At 66.7% G+C, this 23,603-nt stretch carries 23 protein-coding genes; 1 reads left to right on the top strand and 22 read right to left on the bottom strand.

Annotation, left to right across the window (positions count from 1 at the left end; all coding sequences use genetic code 11):
- Window positions 1-39: 39 nt before the first annotated feature.
- From iscR to leuC, 17 genes are all read right to left on the bottom strand, one after another.
- A complete protein-coding gene (iscR, locus tag TVD_RS05555; RefSeq protein WP_018145846.1) occupies window positions 40-519 on the bottom strand; it encodes a Fe-S cluster assembly transcriptional regulator IscR in 480 nt (159 codons plus the stop codon).
- A 363-nt stretch (window positions 520-882) separates the two neighbouring features.
- Window positions 883-1,470 carry a L,D-transpeptidase gene (locus TVD_RS05550; RefSeq protein WP_047251916.1) on the bottom strand — a complete coding sequence of 196 codons (588 nt, stop codon included), beginning with the start codon at window positions 1,468-1,470 and terminating at the stop codon, window positions 883-885.
- A gap of 13 nt (window positions 1,471-1,483) precedes the next feature.
- Window positions 1,484-2,992, bottom strand: a complete 1,509-nt coding sequence (gene purF, locus TVD_RS05545) for an amidophosphoribosyltransferase (protein WP_018169616.1) — start codon at window positions 2,990-2,992, stop codon at window positions 1,484-1,486.
- A gap of 95 nt (window positions 2,993-3,087) precedes the next feature.
- On the bottom strand, window positions 3,088-3,639 hold the full coding sequence (locus tag TVD_RS05540; RefSeq protein ID WP_047251027.1) for a CvpA family protein: 552 nt from the start codon (window positions 3,637-3,639) through the stop codon (window positions 3,088-3,090).
- Window positions 3,640-3,721: 82 nt separating this feature from the next.
- The gene (locus TVD_RS05535; RefSeq protein ID WP_047251026.1) at window positions 3,722-4,321 is read right to left on the bottom strand and encodes an SPOR domain-containing protein; all 600 of its coding nucleotides are present in this window, start codon (window positions 4,319-4,321) and stop codon (window positions 3,722-3,724) included.
- Window positions 4,322-4,431: 110 nt separating this feature from the next.
- Window positions 4,432-5,769, bottom strand: a complete 1,338-nt coding sequence (gene folC, locus TVD_RS05530) for a bifunctional tetrahydrofolate synthase/dihydrofolate synthase (RefSeq protein WP_047251025.1) — start codon at window positions 5,767-5,769, stop codon at window positions 4,432-4,434.
- 8 nt (window positions 5,770-5,777) lie between these two features.
- Window positions 5,778-6,743, bottom strand: coding sequence for an acetyl-CoA carboxylase, carboxyltransferase subunit beta (accD, locus tag TVD_RS05525; protein ID WP_018169612.1), 966 nt, complete (start codon window positions 6,741-6,743; stop codon window positions 5,778-5,780).
- A 36-nt stretch (window positions 6,744-6,779) separates the two neighbouring features.
- Window positions 6,780-7,613: a tryptophan synthase subunit alpha gene (gene trpA / locus TVD_RS05520; RefSeq protein ID WP_018650236.1), complete on the bottom strand. Its 834-nt coding sequence runs from the start codon at window positions 7,611-7,613 to the stop codon at window positions 6,780-6,782.
- Window positions 7,610-8,818 (bottom strand): tryptophan synthase subunit beta, encoded by a 1,209-nt coding sequence (gene trpB, locus TVD_RS05515; protein WP_047251024.1) that lies wholly within the window; start codon window positions 8,816-8,818, stop codon window positions 7,610-7,612. Before trpB ends, trpA begins: the two co-directional genes overlap by 4 nt.
- On the bottom strand, window positions 8,805-9,446 hold the full coding sequence (locus TVD_RS05510; protein ID WP_018937749.1) for a phosphoribosylanthranilate isomerase: 642 nt from the start codon (window positions 9,444-9,446) through the stop codon (window positions 8,805-8,807). Before TVD_RS05510 ends, trpB begins: the two co-directional genes overlap by 14 nt.
- A gap of 71 nt (window positions 9,447-9,517) precedes the next feature.
- Window positions 9,518-10,360, bottom strand: coding sequence for a tRNA pseudouridine(38-40) synthase TruA (truA, locus tag TVD_RS05505; RefSeq protein WP_047251023.1), 843 nt, complete (start codon window positions 10,358-10,360; stop codon window positions 9,518-9,520).
- Window positions 10,361-10,371: 11 nt separating this feature from the next.
- On the bottom strand, window positions 10,372-11,088 hold the full coding sequence (locus TVD_RS05500) for a hypothetical protein (protein WP_082119088.1): 717 nt from the start codon (window positions 11,086-11,088) through the stop codon (window positions 10,372-10,374).
- Between the two features lie 138 nt (window positions 11,089-11,226).
- Window positions 11,227-13,719, bottom strand: a complete 2,493-nt coding sequence (locus TVD_RS05495; protein ID WP_047251022.1) for a FimV/HubP family polar landmark protein — start codon at window positions 13,717-13,719, stop codon at window positions 11,227-11,229.
- A 109-nt stretch (window positions 13,720-13,828) separates the two neighbouring features.
- Window positions 13,829-14,854: an aspartate-semialdehyde dehydrogenase gene (locus TVD_RS05490; protein WP_047251021.1), complete on the bottom strand. Its 1,026-nt coding sequence runs from the start codon at window positions 14,852-14,854 to the stop codon at window positions 13,829-13,831.
- Window positions 14,855-15,031: 177 nt separating this feature from the next.
- Window positions 15,032-16,105, bottom strand: coding sequence for a 3-isopropylmalate dehydrogenase (gene leuB, locus TVD_RS05485; RefSeq protein ID WP_018937754.1), 1,074 nt, complete (start codon window positions 16,103-16,105; stop codon window positions 15,032-15,034).
- 529 nt (window positions 16,106-16,634) lie between these two features.
- Window positions 16,635-17,279, bottom strand: coding sequence for a 3-isopropylmalate dehydratase small subunit (gene leuD, locus TVD_RS05480; RefSeq protein ID WP_047251020.1), 645 nt, complete (start codon window positions 17,277-17,279; stop codon window positions 16,635-16,637).
- A 3-nt stretch (window positions 17,280-17,282) separates the two neighbouring features.
- A complete protein-coding gene (gene leuC / locus TVD_RS05475; protein ID WP_047251019.1) occupies window positions 17,283-18,695 on the bottom strand; it encodes a 3-isopropylmalate dehydratase large subunit in 1,413 nt (470 codons plus the stop codon).
- Between the two features lie 389 nt (window positions 18,696-19,084).
- Between leuC and TVD_RS05470 the strand changes: the two genes are divergently transcribed.
- Window positions 19,085-20,002 (top strand): LysR family transcriptional regulator, encoded by a 918-nt coding sequence (locus TVD_RS05470; protein ID WP_047251018.1) that lies wholly within the window; start codon window positions 19,085-19,087, stop codon window positions 20,000-20,002.
- On the opposite strand, the gene TVD_RS05465 is transcribed toward TVD_RS05470, so the two are convergent.
- The 5 genes from TVD_RS05465 to TVD_RS05445 all read right to left on the bottom strand — a co-directional run bounded on the left by TVD_RS05465 (window position 19,983) and on the right by TVD_RS05445 (window position 23,577).
- Window positions 19,983-20,339, bottom strand: coding sequence for a type II toxin-antitoxin system RelE/ParE family toxin (locus TVD_RS05465; protein WP_047251017.1), 357 nt, complete (start codon window positions 20,337-20,339; stop codon window positions 19,983-19,985). The genes TVD_RS05470 and TVD_RS05465 overlap by 20 nt on opposite strands.
- 3 nt (window positions 20,340-20,342) lie before the next feature.
- Complete coding sequence (locus TVD_RS05460) at window positions 20,343-20,624, bottom strand: type II toxin-antitoxin system ParD family antitoxin (protein ID WP_047251016.1); 282 nt, start codon at window positions 20,622-20,624, stop codon at window positions 20,343-20,345.
- 153 nt (window positions 20,625-20,777) lie between these two features.
- The gene (arsJ, locus tag TVD_RS05455) at window positions 20,778-22,013 is read right to left on the bottom strand and encodes an organoarsenical effux MFS transporter ArsJ (protein WP_047251015.1); all 1,236 of its coding nucleotides are present in this window, start codon (window positions 22,011-22,013) and stop codon (window positions 20,778-20,780) included.
- A gap of 7 nt (window positions 22,014-22,020) precedes the next feature.
- Window positions 22,021-23,034: an ArsJ-associated glyceraldehyde-3-phosphate dehydrogenase gene (locus tag TVD_RS05450; protein ID WP_047251014.1), complete on the bottom strand. Its 1,014-nt coding sequence runs from the start codon at window positions 23,032-23,034 to the stop codon at window positions 22,021-22,023.
- 84 nt (window positions 23,035-23,118) lie between these two features.
- Window positions 23,119-23,577 carry a TspO/MBR family protein gene (locus TVD_RS05445; protein WP_038084862.1) on the bottom strand — a complete coding sequence of 153 codons (459 nt, stop codon included), beginning with the start codon at window positions 23,575-23,577 and terminating at the stop codon, window positions 23,119-23,121.
- Window positions 23,578-23,603: the final 26 nt, after the last annotated feature.

The raw sequence follows: 23,603 nt of genomic DNA, 5'->3' as shown, positions 1-23,603 counted from the left end.
GTCCACGATCCGCGTGAGCGAATCGCCCCGAATAACGCCTTATGCCGCGTCGTTACGGAAGATGAAGTGGTGCCGCGCACCGCGCCGCTCGTCCTGACGCCGCGCGACCTTCTGCACCTCGGGACGGTTGGCAAACTGCGCCAGGGTAATCCCGTCGAGGAAGTCGTAGAGCTGCTGGCTCAGGTCGTCCCACAGCTCGTGGGTCAGGCAGCGATCGCCGTCCTGGCAGTCCTTGTGGCCCTTGCAGCGCGTCACGTCGACGGATTCATCCACCGCCGTAATGATGTTGGCAATGCTGATCTGGTCCGCACGCTTGGCCAGGCGATAACCACCACCCGGGCCCCGCACGCCTTCCACCAGATCGGCCTTGCGCAGCTTGGCGAACAGCTGCTCGAGGTAGGACAGCGAAATGCCCTGGCACTGCGAGATGTCGGCAAGCGTCACGGGACCAATCCGGTCGTGAATCGCCAGATCCATCATGGCCGTCACTGCATAGCGGCCCTTGGTTGAGAGTTTCATGCTTGTTGCCTCCGAATAACCTTGAGTATGTGTCCTGCTCGACATCCGTTCGCAGGCTGGCATCCATTCTTAATTCCTGACAACGCCTGTCAAGAATAATTCCTTACTTACCTGACAATGGTAGTCGGGAATAATTCCCTCATTCTAGCAGGAGAATGAAGAAAGATCACGGAATGCTAACGTAGGTATTCAGAACCGTTCCATGCAGGGGAGTTCCCCGGCACAAGAACGCATCGGCGAGGGATCCGCGCTGGCAGGAGGGATTGGGGAGGGCCGAACGAAGCGACGATATACCCGAGCGGAGATGCGCCTTTCAGATCGGTACCGGAGATGGCGGACGCGCCCGTCCGGGTACTTGGCTTGTCAGCCGGGCGGGCGACTGAGGTCCGGCACGGCCGGACCCTCGAGGATCATCACCAGCGTCCCGACCGGCAGGCGCGGGAACAGCTCGATCACTTCATCGTTGCGCATGCGCACACAGCCCTCCGAGGCCGGTTCGCCAATGCGTCCCTCCTCGTCGGTCCCGTGGATGTAGATGTACCGGCGCAGCGAATCCACATTGCCGCCCCGATTGATGCCCGGCTCCAGGCCTTCCAGCCAGAGGATCCGCGAGGTGATGTTGTCGCGTGGGCTTTGCGCGCCCGGCTCGGTCAGGATTTCCGCGATCTGGCCGGTGTTGCCGCGGGCACGGAAGATCGTGCCCCGCGGCGCGCTGTCACCGAAGCGCTCGGCAATCCGATGCAGGCCCAGCGGCGTCTTGAAGGTTCCCTCCTCGAAACCCACCCCCCGCGCCGAGGTCGATACATCGAAGATCTCCGTCACCCGCCCGGCCTCCCAGACGTACAGCCGCTGCTGATCCACCCGGACCACCACCACCGGGACATCATCCGCATTGGGGGCTCGTTCGCGGGCATCCCGGACGACGGGTTCGATCCATTGGAGACTGGGCAAGAGCACCTCGCGTCTACTTCTTGTTGGCCAGATCCAGCACCTCGCCGGCGACCGGCGTGTTCACCAGCCCGTCACCGCGCAGCGCTGCGAGGTGTTCCAGGTAGTCCGGAGGCAGTCCAGTCACGTACTCCCCGGTGAAGACCGAGCAGTCGAACTCCTGGATGTTCCGGTTGCCGCGGCGCACGGCCTTTTGCAGGTCTTCAAGGTCCTGGTAGATCAGGCGGTCGGCGGCAATCGCCTCGCACACCTGGGCCTCGTCCCGACCGTGGGCAATCAGCTCGTCGGCGGCCGGCATGTCGATCCCGTACACGTTGGGATAGCGCACCGGCGGCGCGGCCGAGGCGAAATAGACCTTCTTCGCCCCGGCCTCGCGCGCCATCATCACGATCTCGCGCGAGGTCGTGCCGCGCACGATGGAGTCGTCCACGAGCATCACGTTCTTTCCGCGGAACTCCAGCGAGATCGCGTTGAGCTTCTGGCGCACGGATTTCCGCCGCTTGGTCTGGCCCGGCATGATGAACGTACGCCCGATGTAGCGGTTCTTGATGAACCCCTCGCGGTACTTGATGTTCAGTTCGTGCGCCATCTCCAGCGCCACGGTACGCCCGGTGTCGGGGATCGGCACGATCACGTCGATGTCGTGATCCGGCCAGATGCGCCGGATCTTTTCACCCAATGCGGTCCCCATGCGCATGCGCGCGCGGTGGACGAACACGTTGTCGATCACCGAGTCCGGGCGCGCGAAGTAGACGTGCTCGAAGATGCACGGGTTCAGGCGAGTCCCCTCGGCACACACGCGCGTGCTGACCTCGCCGTCCGGCGTGATAAACACCGCCTCGCCCGGTGCCAGGTCCCGCTCCAGATCAAAGCCCTGGGACTCCAGCGCGGCACTTTCGGAGGCGACCATCCATTCGCGCCCGCCCTCTTCGGCCTCGCGCGAGCCATAAACAATGGGTCGAATGCCGTGCGGATCGCGGAACGCCAGCAAACCGCCCCCGGCGATCATCGCGACCACCGCGTAGGCGCCTTCCGCCCGCTGATGCACGCGTTCCACCGCATCGAACACGGAATCCGGCGTCAGCCCGTTGTCGAGGAAGCGCAGCAGCTCCTGGGCGAAGACGTTCAGGAGGATCTCGGAGTCCGAATCGGTATTGATGTGCCGCCGATCCGTGGCGTACAGCGCCTGCTTGAGCTCGCGCGCGTTGGTCAGGTTGCCGTTGTGCCCCAGCGTAATCCCGAATGGCGAGTTCACGTAGAACGGCTGCGCCTCGGCCGAGCTGGACGAACCGGCCGTCGGGTAGCGCACGTGGCCGATACCCATATGGCCCGTCAGGCTCTGCATGTGCTGGTTGTTGAACACATCGCGCACCAGACCATTGTCCTTGCGCAGATGCAGCCGCCCGTCATCGTCACAGGTCACAATGCCTGCGGCATCCTGGCCCCGGTGCTGCAAGACCAGCAGGGCGTCATAAAGGGGCTGGTTCACCGGGCTGCGCCCGACGATTCCGACAACTCCACACATACGGTTTCAGGCTCCAGGGTTTTGCAAACGCTGACCAAAGCCGTTCACGGCCTGTCAGCACACGTTGCGCTGCAAATGCCGTTTGCAGCTCGCTTCTAGGGCGTCGCCGGCTCGTCGGCTTCGGGGATTACTTCTTCGACCGGCTCGTCACTCGCCAGCAGATCATGGATCTGTTCCTGCCAGCCTTCCGGCAATTGGGCAATCAGCCAATCCACGAGGCGCTCGAACTCCGGGATCAGGCGGCTGTTTTCCCACCAGGACTCGTCCGGCATCAAGGTCAGCGAGGCAAGGAAGATCAGCACCGCCACCAGCAGCACACCGCGCAGCAGCCCGAAGATCACGCCCAGCGAGCGGTCGGTACCGGTCAGCCCGGTCCCCTTCACCAGGCGGTTGGCCACTACTCCGAGAATGCCGCCCACAATCAGGACGCCAATAAAGATCAGGGCGAAGCCAATGCCCAGGCGCAGGGTGGCATCCGACACCGCCTGGGGGATTTGTTCCGCCACCTCGGCCGCATAGCGGATACCCAGCCACACGCCCACGATCCACGTGGCGAGCGAAAAGGACTCGCGCACGAAGCCACGGAAAAGGCTGATCAGCCCTGACACAACGATCAGGGCGATGATGATGAGGTCGATCCAGTTCACGGGGCCGGCATCGCGTGCTGAAAGGGCGCGTAGTTTACCCCAGCCATCGGTTCCTCGCAGGGGGCCCCGGTCGTCATGGCCATCAGGGGTGTGCCACCACGATACCGGACAACTCCAGCTCGTCCTGCAGCCGTTCGCCCAGCTTCACGGCCTCCTCGCGCTGCGCCAGCGGACCGACCTTCACCCGGTAAATCGGGCGGCCATCGGCCATGGAGTCATCGATGAAGGCGGGCCAGCCCGTGTCGCGCAAGCGGGCCGCCTGCTCGCGCGCGTTGTCCTCGCCGCGGAAGCTCCCGACCTGCACCGCCCACCCGGCCTGCACCGGCTCGTCTGGCTCGACCGAGCGCACCGGCACGTCCTGGCGGGCCGCGGAACCTCCCTGCTCCCCCGCGGCCGCCCGCGCGCCCTCGCCGTTCTCCAGGCTGTGCAACTCGGCAACCGGCCTGTCGCGTTCCGCCGCCGGCGCGGCGGGTGCCGTGTCCCGACGTGCAGCCGGGCGCTCCGATGGCAGGGCGATATCGGGCTCGGCAAAGGCGGGCGCCGCGGGCACCGGGTCATCGATCCCGCTCATGTACTCGTAACCTGCCCCGTCGAACAACCAGGGCAAAAAGATGACCGCCAGCACGATCAGGATGACCGCGCCAACCAGGCGAAAGCGGATGGGATTGTCGCTGCTGGTCATGCGGTCATCCGAGGGCGGCGCCAGGGCCAGTTAAGGAAACACTACACGCCTGTGACAGTACGCTCGCTCGCGCCGGCGTCGCAAGCCGTCGGGCGTGACGCTCCTGACGCTCAAAGGGCATGCACAACCTCGCCCGCACCACCAAGCGCCTCGGCCTGCCCGGACAGTGCCAGCTCGGCCAGGTCCTGCGACTGCTCCAGTACCGCCGCCACGGTGTAGAACGAACCGAACACCACCACCCGGCCACAAGGTCCGGCGCAACGCGTTGCTTCTGCGATGGCCGCCGCGACGTCATCCACGCGGGACACCCGGCGTTGTCCGCTCGCCTCCAACTCGGTGGCCAGCGCCGCGGCGGGCAATGCCCGCGGCAGGTCCAGCGGGACTGGCACCCAGGCATCGACGAGGCCATCCAGACGACTCCACATGGCGGCACGCTCCTTGTCCGCCATGACGGCGACCAGGGCCACCACCGCGCCCGGGGCGGGATGCGCCTCCAGCCAGCGCGCGAGTTCGTTGACCGCATGCACGTTGTGGGCAACATCCAGCAGCCATTCCGGCTCGCCGTGTAGCCGCTGCAGACGCCCCGGCGCCGAGATCGCCAGGGCCCGACTGACGACAGCATCGTCGAGCCCCCGGGCCATTCCCAGTGATTCGACCACAGCGAGGGCCGTAGCCGTGTTCAGGAGCGCCGCACCATCAATCCGGGCGGCTGCGCCCTCGACCCGCCATTCGCGCGCCGTCCCCTGCCACTGCCATCGTAGCGTCGTCGCGTCGCGCGTCAGGGCGAAATCACGCCCACTGCGCAGGACCTGCGCCCCCAGTTGTGCGGCATGCTCCAGCACGCTGGCCGGCGGTTCGGGCTCGCCCAGCACTACCGGGCGATTGGGGCGCATGATACCCGCCTTCTCGCGGCCGATCGCCTCGCGACTGTCGCCCAGCCAGGTCTGATGGTCGAGGTCCACCGCGGTGATCGCAGCGACGTCGGCATCCCAGATGTTGACGGCGTCCAGGCGCCCGCCCAGCCCCACCTCCAGCACCTGTACCGCGACTCCCTGCTCGCGGAACAGCCAGACCGCGGCCAGTGCACCGAATTCGAAATAGGTCAGGGAATCCTCGCCGCGAGCCTGGTCGATCGCCTCGAAGGCACGGCACAGGGCGGCATCGGAGACGGGCTCGCCGTCGATGCGGATGCGTTCGTTGTAGCGCAGCAGGTGCGGCGAGGTGAACAGGCCGACCTTCAGCCCCTGCGCCTGCAGCAGGGCCGCGGTGCGCGTCGCCACCGTCCCCTTGCCGTTGGTCCCGGCCACGATCACGGTGGGCGGTCTGTCGGCCCCACGCAGCCCCAGGCGATCGGCCACCAGGGCAATGCGCTCCAGGGTCAGATCCATTCCCACGGGATGCAGTTGCTCCTGGAAGGCGAGCCACTGCGCCAGGGTCGTGAAGCGCACCGGCTGCCTCAGGCGGGGCGCGGCGCGTCGACGCGCTCGCCGTCCGCCCCGTTTTCGGGACTGATAACCTCGACGGACCCCTCGCCCTCCGCCTCATCTGCGGCTGGGTCGGCGCCCGGCGCCGGGGCGTGGGTCAGCATGCCCAGCACCGCAGCCAGACGGCTGCGCATGTCACGGCGATCGACGATCATGTCGATCGCGCCATGCTCGAGCAGAAACTCCGAACGCTGGAAGCCCTCGGGCAGGGTCTCGCGCACGGTCTGCTGGATCACGCGCGGCCCAGCAAAGCCAATCAGGGCATTCGGCTCGGCCACGTTCAGATCACCCAGCATGGCAAGGCTCGCGGACACACCCCCCATGGTCGGATCCGTCATCACCGAGATGAACGGGATGCGTTCTTCCTGCATGCGCGCCAGCACCGCGCTGGTCTTGGCCATCTGCAACAGCGAGAACAACGCCTCCTGCATGCGCGCACCACCGGAGGCACTGAAGCACACCAGCGGGATGCCCTGTTCCAGCGAGCGGTTGGCGCCGCGCACGAAGCGCTCGCCCACCGCGGAGCCCATGGAACCGCCCATGAAGCGGAAGTCGAAGGCAGACGCCACCAAGGGGCGCCCCAGAAGCTGGCCCTGCATCACGATCAGGGCATCGCGCTCGCCGGTGGCCCGCTGGGCAGCCACCAGGCGATCCTTGTACTTCTTGGAATCGCGGAATTTCAGGACATCGGAGGATTCGATATCCGCCGCGATCTCCTCGCGGCCCTCGGCATCCAGGAAAGTCTCCAGGCGCCGGCGTGCGCTCATGCGGCGGTGATGACTGCATTTCGGGCAGACATCGAGGTTGCGTTCCACCTCGGGGCGATAAAGCGTCGCGTCACAGCCCTCGCAACGGACCCACAGGCCCTCCGGGACCCCCCGCTTGGTCGCATTGTCGGTGCGGATGCGCGAAGGCATCAACTTCTCGAACCAGCTCATGCCGTCTCCCCGTAATTCGAATCGGCGCCGCGCATTCTACACCGTGGCTGCCGCGCCCGGGGAGCGCGCCGCATCCATGGCATGACGCATCTCGCTGACCACCGCCGCCGCCGCACGGGCGAAGCCGTCGGCATCGCCGTCGTGCTCCTCGGCCAGGCGCACGATCGCGCTGCCCACCACCACGGCATCGGCCACCTGCGCGACCCTCCCTGCGGTCTCGGCATCGCGAATGCCGAAGCCCACGCCCAACGGCAGCCCGGTGTGGCGACGCAGACCTTCCAGGCGCGCGGCCAGTGCCGAGGTATCCAGGGTCTGCGAACCGGTCACGCCCTTCAGCGATACGTAGTAAACGAAACCGCGCGCCGCCCGGGCCACATGATCGATACGTGCCTCCGAGGTCGTGGGCGCGATCAGGAAGATGGGATCGATGCCGGCCTGCTCCAGCAGTCCCACCACGTCCTCGCTCTCCTCGGGCGGCAGGTCCACCGTCAGCAGCCCATCCAGCCCGGCCGCCTTCGCGGTCTGGGCAAAGGTCTCGTACCCCATGCGCTCGACCGGATTCAGGTAGCCCATCAGGACCACCGGCGTGGTGGTGTCGGTCTTGCGGAACTCCGCCACCATCGCCAGCACGTCGCGCAACCCGGTGCCAAAACGCAGGGCCCGCTCGCAGGCCTTCTGGATCACCGGGCCATCGGCCATCGGGTCGGAAAACGGGACGCCCAGCTCGATCAGGTCGGCCCCGGCCTCCACCAATGCATGCATCAGGGGTACGGTGGCCCCCGGCTCCGGGTCGCCCGCCGTCACGTACGGGATCAACGCCGCGCGATTCTGTTCGCGCAGTTCGGCAAAACGCTGCTCGATGCGACTCATAGCGTAATCCCCTCGCGTTCGGCCACGGTGTTCAGGTCCTTGTCGCCGCGCCCGGACAGATTGATGATGATGCTTTGATCGGGACGCATCTGCGGGGCCAGGTCCAGCACATGGGCAATCGCATGACTGGTTTCCAGCGCCGGGATGATGCCCTCGGTGCGGGTCATGCGGTGGAAGCCGGCCAGCGCCTGGTCATCCGTTACCGACACGTAGTTCACCCGGCCGATGTCCTTCAGCCACGCATGCTCCGGCCCGACGCCCGGGTAGTCCAGGCCCGCCGAGACCGAGTGCGTGCCGATGATCTGGCCGTTCTCGTCTTCCATCAGGTACGTCCGGTTGCCGTGCAGAACGCCCGGCTGCCCGGCGCACAGCGGCGCAGAGTGGCGCCCGGTCTCGACCCCGTCGCCCCCGGCCTCGACCCCGATCATTTCCACCGACTCGTCGCCAAGGAACGGATGGAACAGCCCGATGGCATTGGACCCGCCGCCAACACAAGCGACCAGGGTATCCGGCAGGCGGCCAGTCATCGCCAGGTGCTGCTCGCGCGCCTCGCGGCCGATCACCGCCTGGAAGTCCCGGACCATCGCCGGATACGGGTGCGGCCCTGCCACGGTCCCAATGATGTAGAAGGTGTCGTCGACGTTGGTCACCCAGTCGCGCATCGCCTCGTTCAACGCGTCCTTCAGGGTGCGGGTCCCGGATTTCACCGCCACCACCTCGGCGCCCAGAAGGCGCATGCGATAGACGTTCTGTGTCTGGCGCCGGGTGTCCTCTTCGCCCATGTAGACCACGCATTCCAGCCCCAGCCGCGCGGCCACGGTGGCCGTCGCGACGCCGTGCTGTCCGGCACCGGTCTCGGCGATGATTCGCTTCTTGCCCAGGCGCTTGGCCAGCAGGGCCTGGCCGATCGTGTTGTTTACCTTGTGCGCGCCGGTGTGATTCAGATCCTCGCGCTTGAGGTAGACCTGCGCCCCACCCAGTTCCCGCGACATGCGCTCGGCGTGGTAGAGCGGGTTCGGCCGCCCAACGAACTGCTTCAGGTCATGATCCAGCTCCGCCAGGAAGTCGGGATCCTGCATGTACTGCTCGTATACCGCCTGCAGCTCGTCCAGCGCCCCCATCAGGGTCTCGGACACGAAGCGCCCGCCATACGGCCCGAAATGCCCACGGGCATCCGGGAAAGCCGCCCAGTCAATCTTGTTCATCAGTCTCTACCTCGCATTGACGCACCGCCTGCACGAAGGCCCGCATGCGTCGTGCATCCTTGATTCCGGGCGCGGATTCCACCCCGGAACTCACATCGACCCCGTACGGACGCAGGTGTTCCAGCGCAGCGCGCACCGAGTCCGAATCCAGCCCCCCGGCCAGCAGCCAGGGCCGTTCCAGTGCGTCGGGGACCCGCTGCCAATCGAAGCGATGCCCCGATCCGCCGCTGCGCCCCCCGCCATGACTGTCCAGGAGAAACCCCTGGGCATCCGGGTGCTGCTCCATCACCGGCCGTGGATCCTGCCCTTCGCCCATGGCGATGGCCTTCAGATAAGGCCGCCCGAAGCGCGCGCAAAACGGCGCCGTCTCGTGCCCGTGAAACTGCAGGCAATCCAGCCCTACCGTCTGCAATACCGTTTCGACGCGTGACGGATCCGGGTCCACAAACAATCCCACCGTGGTCACGAACGGGGGCAGCGCGGCCGCGATGGCCGCGGCCTGCGCCGGCTCTACCGCCCGCCGACTCGCTGCATGAAACACCAGCCCGATGGCATCGGCCCCAGCCGCCGCCGCGGCACGTGCCTGTTCCGGGCTCGTCACTCCGCAGATCTTCACCCGATAACGCATGCGCCCGCCGGCCTCCTCTATCCGGTCGCAAAGCCTACCAGAACCCGGCACGCGATCCGGCTTTCCCGCAATCACCCCTGCGCATTCCCCGGGACGCCATCGAGGACCGGCCCCGCGGTGATCGGCAGCTCGAACTCCACCGGATAATCCACATGCACGAAATAGAGCCCGCCGGCCGGCGCGGTGATCCCCGACGCGCGCCGATCCCGCGCCGCCAGAACCTCCATCGGCCAGCCCACTTCGGCCCGACCATCCCCCACCGCCAGCAGAACGCCGGCGATGTTGCGCACCATGTGGTGCAGAAAGGCATTCGCGTGGATATCCAGAATGACGTAGGAGCCGCGCCGGCTCACCGACAGCGAATGCACCCGCCGCACGGGCGACTTGGCCTGGCACGCCGCCGCTCGCAGGCTGCTGAAATCGTGCTCCCCCACGAAGGTCTGACCGGCCCGATGCATGCGCCGGGCATCCAGCGGCCGTCGCCACCACGATACCCGCCCGGCCTCCAGCGCCGGACGGATCTCGCGATTCGCGATCACATAGCGGTAGCGCCTCCCGAACGCGCCGAACCGGGCGTGGAAGGTATCGGGTACCGGCTGCGCCCAGGTCAGCGCAATCGCACCCGGCAGACGACTGTTGCTTCCAAGGATCCAGGCGCGTGGTTCGCGTTGTGCCGGGGTGTCAAAGTGCACCACCTGGGCGGTGGCATGGACGCCCGCATCGGTACGCCCGGCACAGTTCAGCTCCACCGGGTGATTCGCCACGAAGCCCAGCGCCGCCTCCAGGTGGCCCTGGACGCTCGGACCATCCTTTTGCCGTTGCCAGCCCAGCAGCCCGCGGCCATCGTATTCGACACCCAGCGCCCAGCGCTGGCGCGTGGCCGGCCCCGTTCCACCCCCGGATGACACCGACATCTGGTCGCTATTCAAAACCCTGCCCCCAGCACCATCCACCAGACCGCCGCCACGCCCGCCCACAGCCAGGCCAGCGCAGCCTTGGGGATTCGCCAGCCCGAGATCATCGCGGATTCCGCCGGGAGCTCTGCCGTGACAGCGCCACCCCCTGCGAGGGCCTGATCCAGGCGCAGGACAAGCCATTCCCGGACCTGTGCCAAGCGCGCTCGGCGCACTCCACGCAGGCCCGCCCGGCGTTGCTCCAGTGCCACCCGTTCACCCTCGAACATGGCCAGTGCCAGAAACAGACGTCGCGCGAAGCGCTCGCCCCAGCCCCCCAGCACCTGGCGTGGGCCGCCCAGAATGCCCCCAAGGGCACGCACCAGGGCCGGCCGCGGGAAGCGTCCGGTCATCCAGACCACCAGCACCACCACGAGCATCAGTGCAGCAATACGCCATCCGGCCACCTGCAGTCCCGTGCCCCAGTCTCCGCCCCCGGTCGGCCACACCCCGTAGAACACCACGAGCGAGAGATAAAACCATTTCAAACGCAGCACCAGCCGGCCCGCACGGCCCCAGTCCAGACCGGTCAAGGCCAGCCCTCCGGCCACTACACCCGCGACGGCCACCACCTGCGGCTCGGCCGGCACTAGCGCCGCAGAAACACCCAGCACACCCAGCAGCGCCGCTGCCGCGGCTCCGGCATCGCCCTCAGCGGGGGCCGACCTCATCGGCTCTTCCGCGCTCATCGCCACTCAGCGCCCATCCCCATCCTCCAAACCAAAAGGCCCCGCCCGAGAGATCCCCCCCGGGCGGGGCCGCACATCGTAGCCATGATCGGTTCACGGCGCCGGCATCACCAGCCCGACACGACCCGGCTCCAGCAATCAGCTTCCCTGAATCTGATCCCGGATCGCCTCGGCCTCGCGCTTCTGTTCGTCGGTACCGGAGGCCAGAACCTCGTCGATGAGCTCCTGGGCACCCTCCGCATCACCCATGTCCGCGTAGGCCTGGGCCAGACTCAGCCGCGTAACGTTCTCGTCATCGCCGGCCCCATCCGTACCTTCCCCGGCATCGGCCGATTCCGGCGCGGCGAATGCCTCGCCCGAGGCTGGCAGATCCTCGTCCATTTCCAGTCCGGTCTCCTGGCCTTCACCACTGTCACCGCCACTGGCGGGCGCATCAAGGTCCGGAAGCTCGTTCTCCTCGAGATCGAAGGACAGGTTGTTCAGGTCATCGCCTGTCTGGCCTTCTTCCGCAGTCGCTTCGGCCGCACTGGCGAGGTCCTGTTCCAGGTTGTCGTCGATATCAAACGAAAGCCCCTGATCCTCTGCCGTGCCCGGCTCTTGCGCATCGGCACGCGGCTCCGCATCGTCGGATTCCGGCAGCTCCAGATCGGAGAAATCGATCTCGTTGCTGTCAGCGTCGCCCCCCGCGACCCCGGGGTCCACCGAAGCCGGCTCGTCAAGGGAATCGGCGCTGGCCAGGCCGGCCGCCCCGGAGGCACCGCCCAACTTCGACTCCAGCTCCGAGAGGCGATCGCGCAGGGCATCGTCGTCCGCGCCCAGGCGATCGCGCAGGGCCATCGCCGCCTCGCGTGCGCCCGCTTCGTCCTCAAGCGCCACATGGGCCTCGACCAGCTTGAGCCGGTACTGATTGTTGTCCGGGTTCTCCTTCAGGGCGGCGTTCAGCGTCTCGACCGCCTGGTCATTCATGCCATAGGCCAGGCAGACATCCACCTCGGCCAGCACGTCGTCCGCGCCCGCCGCACCCTCGCTGGTGCTGGCGACCACCACTTCGCCTACCTCTTCTTCGGGTTGGGCCGGTGGATGCGCGGATTCTTCCTGCGCGGTCTCTGCAGACTCGTCGGAGCGCGAAGCGGCCGATCCCACAATGGTTCCGGCCGCAGCCGCGGTCGCGGCCCCGGACACCCCGGAACCCGCGCCTCGCTCGCCGCCCTGGACTTCACGCGCCTCGTACCCCGTGGCACCCACGGTCGACGCCTGCACCCCGCTGTTGTCGGCCCGCGGCTTCAGGCCGGAACCGTGTTCGTCGACCATCACCTCGCGGCGGCCGCCGCGGGCAAATGCCAGCAACACCAGCAGCAGCAGAATGACCAGCGCAATCGCCATCATCAGCAGCAACGGATCGTTCATGATGCGTTCGTGCAGCGGGGCATTGCGTTCGGCGTCCGCACGATCCAGACGGGTGCGCAGCTGTTCGCGCTCGGCGCGCAGCTGGCTCAGCTGTTCCTCGAGCCCGGCCATGTTCTCGCTGGAGATCTCGGCCAGACGCCCGCGCTCGCCCAGCTCCTCGCGCAATTCGGAGAGCTCGTCGCGCATTCCGTCCATTTCGGCACGCTGGGACAGCAGGGCTTCCTGCAGCAGCTCTTCGGAACTGCCCTGGGTTGCCCCGGCTTCGGCATCTTCCGGCAGCAGATCGGCGACGATCTCCAGGCGATCCTCGGCCGCCACCTCCTCGGTCGCGGCCTCGTCGCCCACCGCCGTTTCGTCCTCGGTCACGGCCGAGTCCGATTCGGCCACCGCGGATTCGTCGTCCTCAACCGCCGCGGCAGCGTCCTCTGTAACAGCTGCTTCTTCGTCCTCGGCCAACGCCTCGCCCTCGACACCCTCCTCAGCCGCGGCCGGAGCCGGCTCCGGTTCTTCGCGGGCGACGCGAGTGGATTCCTGCCAGGCGCGCGTCTGGTCGGCAACCTCGGCCCGCGCCTCGGCGGTACTACGCGCGTCCAACTGTTCGCGGGACGGCGTACGCAATTCCGCGTCCGCTCGCAACGAATTGATGTTGTTACCCATGAAGGCCTGCGGATTGGCGTCGAGGAACGCGAGCATGGCCTGCTCGTCGCTGTATCCCGACACACCGCTGCGGCGCACGACCGCGTAGAGGGTGTCGCCACTACGCACCCGGATGGTTTCGCCTTCGCGGGTCGCACGGGGCGCCGCGCCGGGGTCCCTGCTCACGGCCGGCGCAGAAGTTCCGGAAGGCATCGTGCCGGGCGGATCCAGCAACAACGAGACCTCGCGCATGGCGCGCCCGCCATCCCAGCGCGCCTCCAGCAGCATGCCCACATAGGGCTCGCGCACCGGCCGGCGTGTGGTCAGGATGATGCGGTCACCCTCAACCTGGATGTTCAAGTCCCCCGGAACACCGCCACGGTTCAGACCGGCGCGGCGGTATGCATCCTCGGAAGCCTGGCGAATTCGCAGGGAATCGCCAGCAGCTGCCGCTCCCCGCAAGGGAATCTCCGCCCGCAAGGGCTGATTCAGGAAGGATTGAAGATTGATTTCGCCGAAGCCCACGGAACTCGAGGACGCCGGGGCCACCAGCAGCAAGAACAAAAACCCAACCAAAAACTTGCGCACGAATTCCCCCTGAAAATGCCACCTGGCCGTACTGCCTCGGCCGACACGGCCGATGACCCCCTGGCCACGGATGTACCGGGTAGTGTCCCCGGCGTTTTCCCGGATTAAATCACAGGTAATCGCGGATCAAAACCTCCGCGATCTGAATCGTGTTCAGCGCAGCCCCCTTGCGCACGTTGTCCGAGACCACCCAAAGGTTCAGTCCGCGGGGGTGGGAAATGTCCTCACGGATGCGGCCGACGAACACCGCATCCTTGCCGGAACCCTCGGTCACCGCAGTTGGATAGCCCCCGTCCTCGTGCTTGTCCAGCACCGTGATCCCCGGTGCGCCGGAGAGGATTTCGCGCGCCTTCTCCGCACTGATCTTCTCGCGCGTCTCGATATGCAGGGCCTCGGAATGCCCGTAGAACACCGGAATGCGCACCGCGGTCGGGTTCACCAGGATGGACTCGTCGCCCATGATCTTCCGGGTCTCCCAGACCATCTTCATCTCTTCCTTGGTGTAGCCATTGTCCTGGAAGACGTCGATGTGCGGCAGGGCATTGAACGCGATCTGCTTGGGATACACGTTGCACTCCACCGGACGGCCATTCAGCAACGCCGCCGTCTGGTGCGCCAGTTCATCGATCGCTTCCTTGCCGGTACCGGACACGGCCTGGTAGGTCGCCACGTTGATCCGTTCGATGCCTACCGCATCGTGCAACGGCTTCAGCGCCACCAGCATCTGAATGGTGGAGCAATTCGGGTTCGCGATAATCCCGTGTTTCGTGTAATCGCCCACCGCGTCCGGGTTCACCTCCGGAATCACGAGCGGGATTTCCGGGTCGTAGCGGAACTGGGAGGTATTGTCGATCACAACGCAGCCGGCCGCCGCCGCCTTGGGCGCATATTCCGCGGACACCGAGGCGCCCGGCGAGAACAGCCCGATCTGCACCGTGGAAAAATCAAAAGTCGCCAGGTCCTCGACCTCCAACTCGCGCCGGCCGTAGTCCACCGTCTTGCCCACCGACCGCGAGCTGGCCAGGGCATGCACGCGCCCGATCGGCAGGTCGCGCTCGGCCAGGATGGACAGCAGGGCCTCGCCAACGGCGCCCGTTGCCCCGACCACGGCCACGTCAAACTTGCGGTCACTCATCGTTAATTCCCGGTTTAATTTTGATCTTCAAGCTATTGATAGTTCTATTGAACCGTAGGATGCGACGAGCGCAGCGAATCGCATCAATCTCTTGCCCAGCGGAGGCAATGATGCGTTTCGCTGCGCTCAACGCATCCTACACTTGCGCGTGATACAAGCCCCGTTCGTGAGGCCGCCTCAATCGTCCAACGCAGCCACCAGGGCATCCCCCATCCCCTGCGTACCGACCAGCTTCATGCCTTCACCGAAGATGTCTGGGGTACGCAAGGCCTGATCCAGTACCCGACCCACAGCCGCCTCGATGCGTTCGGCCAGGTCGTTGCGGTTCAGACTATGACGGAGCAGCATTGCGACCGACAGCACCGTCGCCATCGGGTTGGCCTTGCCCTGCCCCGCAATATCCGGTGCCGAACCGTGGATCGGCTCGTACAGGCCCACGCCCTCGCTGTTCAGCGAGGCGGACGGCAGCATGCCAATGGAGCCGGTCAGCATCGCCGCTGCATCGGACAGGATGTCGCCGAACATGTTGCCGGTCACCATCACGTCGAACTGCTTCGGGTCACGCACCAGCTGCATCGCGGCGTTGTCCACATACATGTGAGACAGCTCGACCTCGGGGAATTCCTTCCCGACACGCTCGACCACCTCGCGCCACAGCTCGGAGACCTCCAGCACGTTGGCCTTGTCCACCGAGCACAGGCGCTTGCCCCGCTTCATCGCCGCCTCGAAGCCGACCCGGGCGATCCGCTCAATCTCCGATTCGCTATAGACCAGCGTATTGAATCCGACCCGCTCGCCATTGCGTTCCTCGATCCCGCGTGGCTGGCCGAAGTAGATCCCCCCGGTCAGCTCGCGCACGATCAGGATATCCAGCCCGCTGACCACCTCGGGCTTCAGCGTGGAGGCCGAGGCCAGCTGCGGGTACAGGATCGCCGGGCGCAGGTTCGCGAACAGGCCGAGATCCGAGCGGATGCCCAGCAGCCCACGCTCGGGGCGCAGGTCGCGCTCCAGCGACTCGTACTGCGGGCCACCCACCGCCCCCAGCAGGATCGCGTCTGCACGACGCGCCGCCTCGCGGGTGGCCTCCGGATAGGGGTGCCCGGCCGCGTCATGCGCCGCGCCCCCGATCAGGCCCTGCTCGATCTCCAGATCCAGACCGCCGATCTCGCCCACGCGCTCCAGCACCTTCAGCGCCTCGGCCACGATCTCGGGCCCGATCCCGTCCCCGGGCAATACCAGAATTCGGCTCACAAACCTCTCCCAAGTAACTATTATGCTTTAGCTATACATTCCTAGTGGCAACGTCATTGCGAGGATCCGCAGGCGACGTGGCAACCTCCGTGGGCGCCCCGACGTTTACCCGAGCCAGCGCCGGACTGCCCTGGGAGATCGCCACGTCGCTGCGCTCCTCGCGATGACGGTGCTTCCTGCCCCCCGTCATTGCGAGGCCCCGCCAGGGGCCGTGGCAATCCCCGGACGCCCCCCGACGTTTGCCGGGACCAGCGTCGGGCCACCCACGGAGATCGCCACGTCGCTACGCTCCTCGCCATGACGGTGCTTCCTGCCCCCGTCATTGCGAGGCCCCGCAAGGGGCCGTGGCACAAAAGCGCGAAGCGCGTTGAACGGCCGCAGGCCGGCCCGAAGGGCGAGCGCAGCGAGTAACCTCCCAAAGCTGGCAGAGCGCCGGTACGAAGATCCGGTGGTTCCGGACGGAGGTTGCTTCGTCGCTTCGCTCCTCGCAATGACGGTGCCCGGATCCAGGCCGCGCCAGACGCACTGTCTACCGTTGTTCCGCCATCCACGGCCACTCGCGGCGCTGGCGGTCCTCGAAGGCGCGGATATCGTCCGCGAACTGCAGCGTCAGGGCGATATCGTCCAGCCCGTTCAGCAGCCGGTGCCGGCGGTCCTCGTCCAGCGTAAAGCTGAATACCGTACCGTCCGGCGCGGTCACGGTCATCTCTTCCAGGTTCACCTCGACCTGCGCGCCCGGGTTCGCCTCCACCTGTTCGAACAGGTTCTGCACCTCGTCCTCGGCCAGCACCACCGGCAGCAGGCCATTCTTGCAGCTGTTGGAGAAGAAGATGTCCGCGAACGACGGCGCAATCACCGCGCGGAATCCGAAGTCCGTCAGCGCCCAGACCGCGTGTTCCCTTGAGGAGCCACAGCCGAAATTCTTGCGCGCCAGCAGGATGGTCGCCTGGTCAAACGGCGCCTGGTTGAGCACAAAGTCCGGGTTCGGCCGGCGCTTCGAGCCATCCATGCCCGGCTCGCCCGGGTCCAGGTAGCGCCAGTCGTCGAAGGCATTGGGGCCGAAGCCCGTGCGCTTGACCGACTTCAGGTACTGCTTGGGGATGATCGCATCGGTATCCACGTTGGAGCGGTCCAGCGGCGCGACGATCCCCTTGTGTACAGTAAAGGCCTGCATCGCTTACGCCTCCTTCAACGCGGACGGTTCAATGAAGTGCCCGGCGACGGCCGCCGCGGCGGCCAGCGACGGGCTGACCAGATGGGTGCGCCCGCCCTGCCCCTGGCGGCCCTCGAAGTTGCGGTTCGAGGTGGAGGCGCAGCGCTCGCCCGGTTCCAGGCGGTCGGCGTTCATCGCCAGGCACATCGAGCAGCCCGGCTCGCGCCACTCGAAGCCGGCATCCAGGAAGATGCGGTCCAGCCCCTCCTGCTCCGCCTGCTGCTTCACCAGCCCGGAGCCCGGCACCACCATGGCCAGCTTGATGTTGTCGGCCTTCTTGCGGCCCTTGACCACCTCGGCGGCGGCGCGCAGGTCCTCGATCCGCGAGTTGGTGCAGGAACCGATGAACACCTTGTCCGGACGGATCTCCGTCATCGGGGTATTCGCCTTCAGGTCCATGTACTCCAGCGCCCGCTGCATGCCCTCGGCGCGCACCGGATCGGACTCGGCCGCCGGGTCCGGCACCCGCCCGTCGATCGGCGCGACCATCTCCGGCGAGGTGCCCCAGCTGACCTGCGGGGCGATCTCGGCGGCGTCCATCTCCACCACCGCGTCGAACTCGGCATCCGGGTCGGAGACCAGCGTGCGCCAGTACTCGGCCGCCCGATCGAACATCTCGCCGGTCGGCGCCTGCGGCTTGCCGCGCACGTATTCGATGGTCTTCTCGTCCACCGCGACCATGCCCGCACGGGCCCCGGCCTCGATCGACATGTTGCAGACGCTCATGCGGCCTTCGACCGACAGGCTCCGGATCGCCGAACCGGCAAACTCGATCGCGTAGCCGGTACCGCCAGCGGTGCCGATGCGACCGATGATGGCCAGCACCACGTCCTTGGCGGTGACGCCCGGGCGCAGCTCGCCCTCCACACGGATCTGCATGGCCTTGGTCTTCTTTTGCCACAGGCACTGGGTGGCCAGCACATGCTCCACCTCGGAGGTGCCGATGCCGAAGGCCAGCGCGCCCAGCGCGCCATGCGTGGAGGTATGCGAGTCCCCACAAACCACGGTCATGCCCGGCAGGGTCGCGCCCTGCTCCGGGCCGATCACGTGCACGATGCCCTGGCGCACGTCCGCCATCGGGAAGAACTTCAGCCCCAGGCTGGTGACGTTGCTCTCCAGTGTTTCCACCTGGATGCGCGAGACCGGATCCGCGATCCCCTGGTCGCGGTTCTCCGTGGGCACATTGTGATCCGGCACCGCCAGCACGGAATCGCCGCGCCATGGCTTGCGCCCGGCCAGCCGCAGCCCCTCGAAGGCCTGCGGACTGGTCACCTCATGCACCAGGTGGCGATCGATGTAGAGCAGCGTCGAGCCATCCGGCTCCTCGCGCACCCCATGCGCCTCCCACAACTTGTCATACAGGGTCTTGCCAGCCATTACCTACTCCCGCGGCCGTGCCGCGTTCTATCGTTCTTGCGTCCCACCGCCAGCAATCCGCCGGCGCTATACAGGCTCGCCCTTGCACGGCGTCGCCACTGGCACCGTCATTGCGAGGCCCCGCAGGGGCCGTGGCAACCTCCGTCCGGAACCACCGGATCCCGGTACTGGCGCTCTGCCAGCTTCAGGAGGTTGCCGCGTCGCCTTCGGCTCCTCGCAATGACGTCGTTTCATGACGCCCGTTGATCTAGAGTCTGGGCCCACCCCCGGTATTCTTTCAAATCCGATTTCTTATCCGTATCATTCCATACGGTTATATAGGTGCCGGGTCATGCAGAGCCCGACCATCGAACGGACCATTATCTCACGCAGGGACTGGAGAGACACGGATGCGCCCAGAACAACTGAGTGTCGAATCCCTGCAAGCCTTCGTCGCGGTCGTCGACACCGGCGCCTTCTCCGCCGCGGCCGAACGGCTGCACCTGACCCAACCCGCGATCAGCAAGCGCATCCAGTCCCTGGAGGCCACGCTGGAGCGCCCGCTGTTCGAGCGCCAGGGCCGCCGCGTTCGGCCGACGGAGGTCGCGGAGCGCCTGCTGCCCGAGGCCCGCGAAATCCTCGCCCGCCTGCGCGCCATCGAGCAGCAGGTCGCCGACCTCGACCAGGTGGTGCGCGGCCGCATCCGCCTGGCCACCTCGCACCACATCGCCCTGCACCGCCTGCCCACGCCACTGTCGGCCCTGCGCGAGCGCTACCCGGAACTGGAACTGGAACTGGCATTCATGGATTCCGAGGCCGGCATCGAGGCCGTCATGCACGGCGATGCCGACCTGGCCCTGGCGACCCTGCCCGAGGATCTGCCGAAGGGCGCCGAGGCGCACACTGTCTGGACCGACGACCTCGTCCCCATGGTCGCCCGCAACCGTGCTGCTGATACCCCGCTGGATACCCTGCGGCGCCTGCACGACTGGCCGGCCATCCTGCCGCCCGCGGATTCCACCACCCGGCGCCAGATCGACCAGGCCCTGGCCGCACAGGGCCTGCACCCCACGGCCGCCCAGGAAAGCCCCTATCTGGAAGTCATCCGCATGATGATCGCGGCCGGCCTCGGCATCGGCTTCCTCCCCCGCACCATGGTTACGGATGACCTCACGGTGCTGGACTGGACCGCCGCACCCATAACCCGCCACCTCGGCTGGGTCCGCCACGCCGACCGCTACCGCTCGCGCACACTGGACGCCGTCATCGAGGAATTGCACAACGGGCTGGCCCGGGAGATCCCGGACCTCACCGATCTTCAGGAGTGAGCCTACTGGGCAAGTCCATTGCATCGTGGAGAACGCGGAGCACATCCACGGTGCGAGCCCTGTCAGGCGCGGCCCGGAAAACAAGCAAGTGCCGGCCTTTCCGCCCTCCCCGTGCGACATGGAGGGTGCATATCCCCGAGCCAATCTCGCCGCGCCGACGCACGGCAAGGAGGTCCGGCCCACCTTTCAGCGCCACGATCGCCGCGGACAACGTGCCGGCATAGACACGAGCCTGCTTCTCGCCAAACTGCTCCGCCGTCCAGGAAATGATCTCCCGAAGATCCTTCTCGGCCCGCGCCGCAAGACGGACATTCCATTGTCCGGAGGGATCGGGCATACGTTATTCCTTGGCGATGGTCTGTTCCGTCAGTTCCTGCAGATGAGCCTCCAGGGCACTCTCGCTATCAAATTCGGCATACCGGCCTGCTTCTACGTCTCCGATACCTTCCGCAGTCGCCCGCCGCAAGGCTTCCAGACGCGCTTCCTGCTCACGCTCGCGAACCTCCACGAGCCGAAGTCCGTCACGCAGAACCTCGCTGGCATTCTGGTAGCGACCGGACCGAACCAGTTGCTCCACAAAACCGCTTTGCTCCGCCGTCAGGACAATGTTTCGCGTCGGCATGGTTAACCTCCGTCCGTCATCATTGGCACTTTATGCCAATGATGACGGACAATCCAGTCGCCACCCCGCTGCACACCCTTTCTCTGCGAGCATCGCACTCGACAGAACGAGCACCGCGCGATTCGGGACACCGGCAACCGAGCCTTTCCGGCATCAGGTGCGGGCGGCGTCGCGGGGCAGCAGCGAGGAGATCATCCAGGTGGCGAAGATGAACAAGGTGGAGGCAATCAGGGCGCCTTCCAGGCCCCAGACCATGAAGATAGCGCCGGAGGCGACGGTACCGACCAGACGGCCGCCGGCGTTGGCCATGTAGTAGAAGCCGACCTTCATCGCGACGCGGTCGGCCTCGGCGTAGTCGAGGATCAGAAAGGAGTGGACGGCGGAGTTGATTGCGAACACCACGCCGAACACGCCCAGCCCGACCATCAGCACCCAGGCCGGGTCCAGGCCCACCTCCAGGCCGATCACGATGGCGATTGGCAGCAGCATCAGGATGAACGCCCACAGCCGCGCGGTGAGCCCGGTCGGATGCACCCCGCCCTTACCCAAGAGGCGGGGCACGGAGGCCTGCACGATGCCGTAGCCGATCACCCACAGCGCGAGGAACGCACCCACCTGCATGTGGTTCCAGTCCAGCGTGGCGCTGAGGAATACCGGCAGCGCGACCACGAACCAGACATCGCGCGCGCCGAACAGAAAGAACCGTGCGGCCGAGAGCACATTGATGGCGGCGGAGTTGGAGAACATCTGGGTGAACTTCGGCTTGCCACCGACCTTGCCCAGACCCCGCGGCAGGCCCACCACCGAGAACAGCATCACCACGGCGAGCATCCCAGCCAGGATCACCAGCGCCATCTGGAAGCCCACGCTGTAGAGCAGCGCCCCGCCGACGAAGAAGCCGACCCCCTTCAGCGCATTCTTGGAGCCGGTGAGCACCGCAACCCAGCGAAACAGCCGCCCCTCTCCGTCGCCGGCGACCAGCTTCACGCCGGACTTCGCGCTCATCTTGTTCAGATCCTTGGCGATCCCGGACAGGGCCTGCGCAAACATCACGTAGGCCACGCCCAACCAGGCCTCGGGCACCGTGAGCATCAGCAGGGCGGCCACCTGCAGCAGCGTCCCGCCGATCATCGTCGTGTTCACCCCCAGCCGCGCGGCCAGCCAGCCGCCGGTCAGGTTGGTGATGACCCCGAACAGCTCGTAGAACAGGAACAGAAAGGCGATCTCCAGCGGGCTGTAGCCCAGCTGGTGGAAGAACAGCACGACCAGCATGCGGATCGCGCCGTCGGTGACGGTGAACGCCCAGTAATTCGCGGTGATCCGCGCGTAGGCACCCAGCCCCAGGGTAGGCGGCCCGCCGGAGTTTGGCTGGTCGGCCGTGCCGCTCACAACGGCCTCAAACCCCGAGCTTGGCGACGCGGGCGACCAGCTCGACCAGCCGGTTCGCGTAGCCCCACTCGTTGTCGTACCAGGCCAGCACCTTCACCTGCGTGCCATCGACCACCATGGTCGACTGGGCATCCACGATGGACGAGCGCGGGTCGGTGCGGAAATCGCTGGAGACCAGCGGGCGCTCCTCGTAGCCGAGGATGCCGTTCAGATCACCGTTCGCCGCCTTGCGCAGCAGGCCGTTGACCTCGTCCGCCGTCGTCTCGCGCGCGGCCTCGAAGGTGAAATCCGTCAGCGAGGCATTCATCAGTGGCACGCGCACCGCATGGCCGCTCAGCCGCCCATTCAGTTCGGGGAAGATGTCGCCAATCGCCTTCGCCGAGCCGGTGGTGGTCGGGATCAGGTTCAGCCCGGCGGCGCGGGCCCGGCGCAGGTTGTCGCGCGGCAGGTCCACCGGCGACTGGGTGGCGGTCATGTCGTGGACGGTCAGGATGGTGCCGTGGCGGATCGATAGCGCCGGGTGCAGCACCTTGACCAGCGGCGCCAGGCAGTTGGTGGTGCAAGAGGCAGCCGTCACGACGTGGTGCTTCGCGGGATCGTAAGCGGCGTCGTTCACACCCATCACCACGTTCAGCGCGCGCTCGTCCTTCACCGGCGCCGCGACCACCACGCGCTTCGCGCCCCGGGTGAAATGCGGCTCCAGCGTGTCCATGGTGCGGAAGGCGCCAGTGGCATCAATCACGATGTCCACGTCCGACTCGCTCCACGGCACCTGCGCCGGCTCGGCCAGGCTCGTGTGGCGCAGCTCGCGCCCGTCGATCCGGATCCGGTCCGCTTGGGCCTCGGGCTCGCGGCCCCAGCGCCCGTGCACCGAGTCGAACTCCAGCAGGTGGCCAGTGACGGTCCCGTCGGCCGCGACCTCGTTCAGATGCACGATCTCGATGTCGTCCCGGTCCCATGCCGCGCGCAGGGCCAAGCGACCGATCCGCCCCATCCCGTTTATACCGACGCGCACCGCCATGGAGCCCCTCCCGCGAAAAATCGCGTCAGCATACCCCGCCCAAATGACAACCGCATGACGCCCAACCGCTGAAGACCCGGCTCGTCAGTTGAGCCAGACGATCCCCGCGTTGAGGTAGATGGCGAAGGCGACCCACAACAGGTACGGCACCAGCAGCGCGCCGGCAACACGATCGATCCGCCAGAAAGCGATCAGGGTGGCCAGGATCAGCGGCCACAGGATCAGGATCTCGGCGAGCGCCAGATCCGGGCGTTGCACGCCGAAGAACAGCACCGACCAGCCGAGATTCAGCGCGAGCTGGGCCAGGAACAGCCCCAGCGCCATCGGGGCGCCGGTCAGGCCGACGCGCCGCCAGACATGCCAGGCGGCGAGACCCATCAGGCCGAACAGCACGGACCAGACCGGGCCGAATACCGCGTCCGGCGGGTTCAGCGGCGGGCGCGTCAGCGTCGGATACCAGTCGCCCACCGACAGGCTGGTCGCCCAGCCACCCAATCCCGCCACAGCGAAGACCAACACCATCCAGGCCAGCAGGCCCAGCATGTCCGTGGCAAAGGAGCGCCGCCGCG

Origin of the sequence: Thioalkalivibrio versutus, assembly GCF_001020955.1 — a bacterium.
GTDB classification, from domain to species: Bacteria; Pseudomonadota; Gammaproteobacteria; order Ectothiorhodospirales; family Ectothiorhodospiraceae; genus Thioalkalivibrio; species Thioalkalivibrio versutus.
This window is presented reverse-complemented; position numbering and strand designations above follow the sequence as displayed.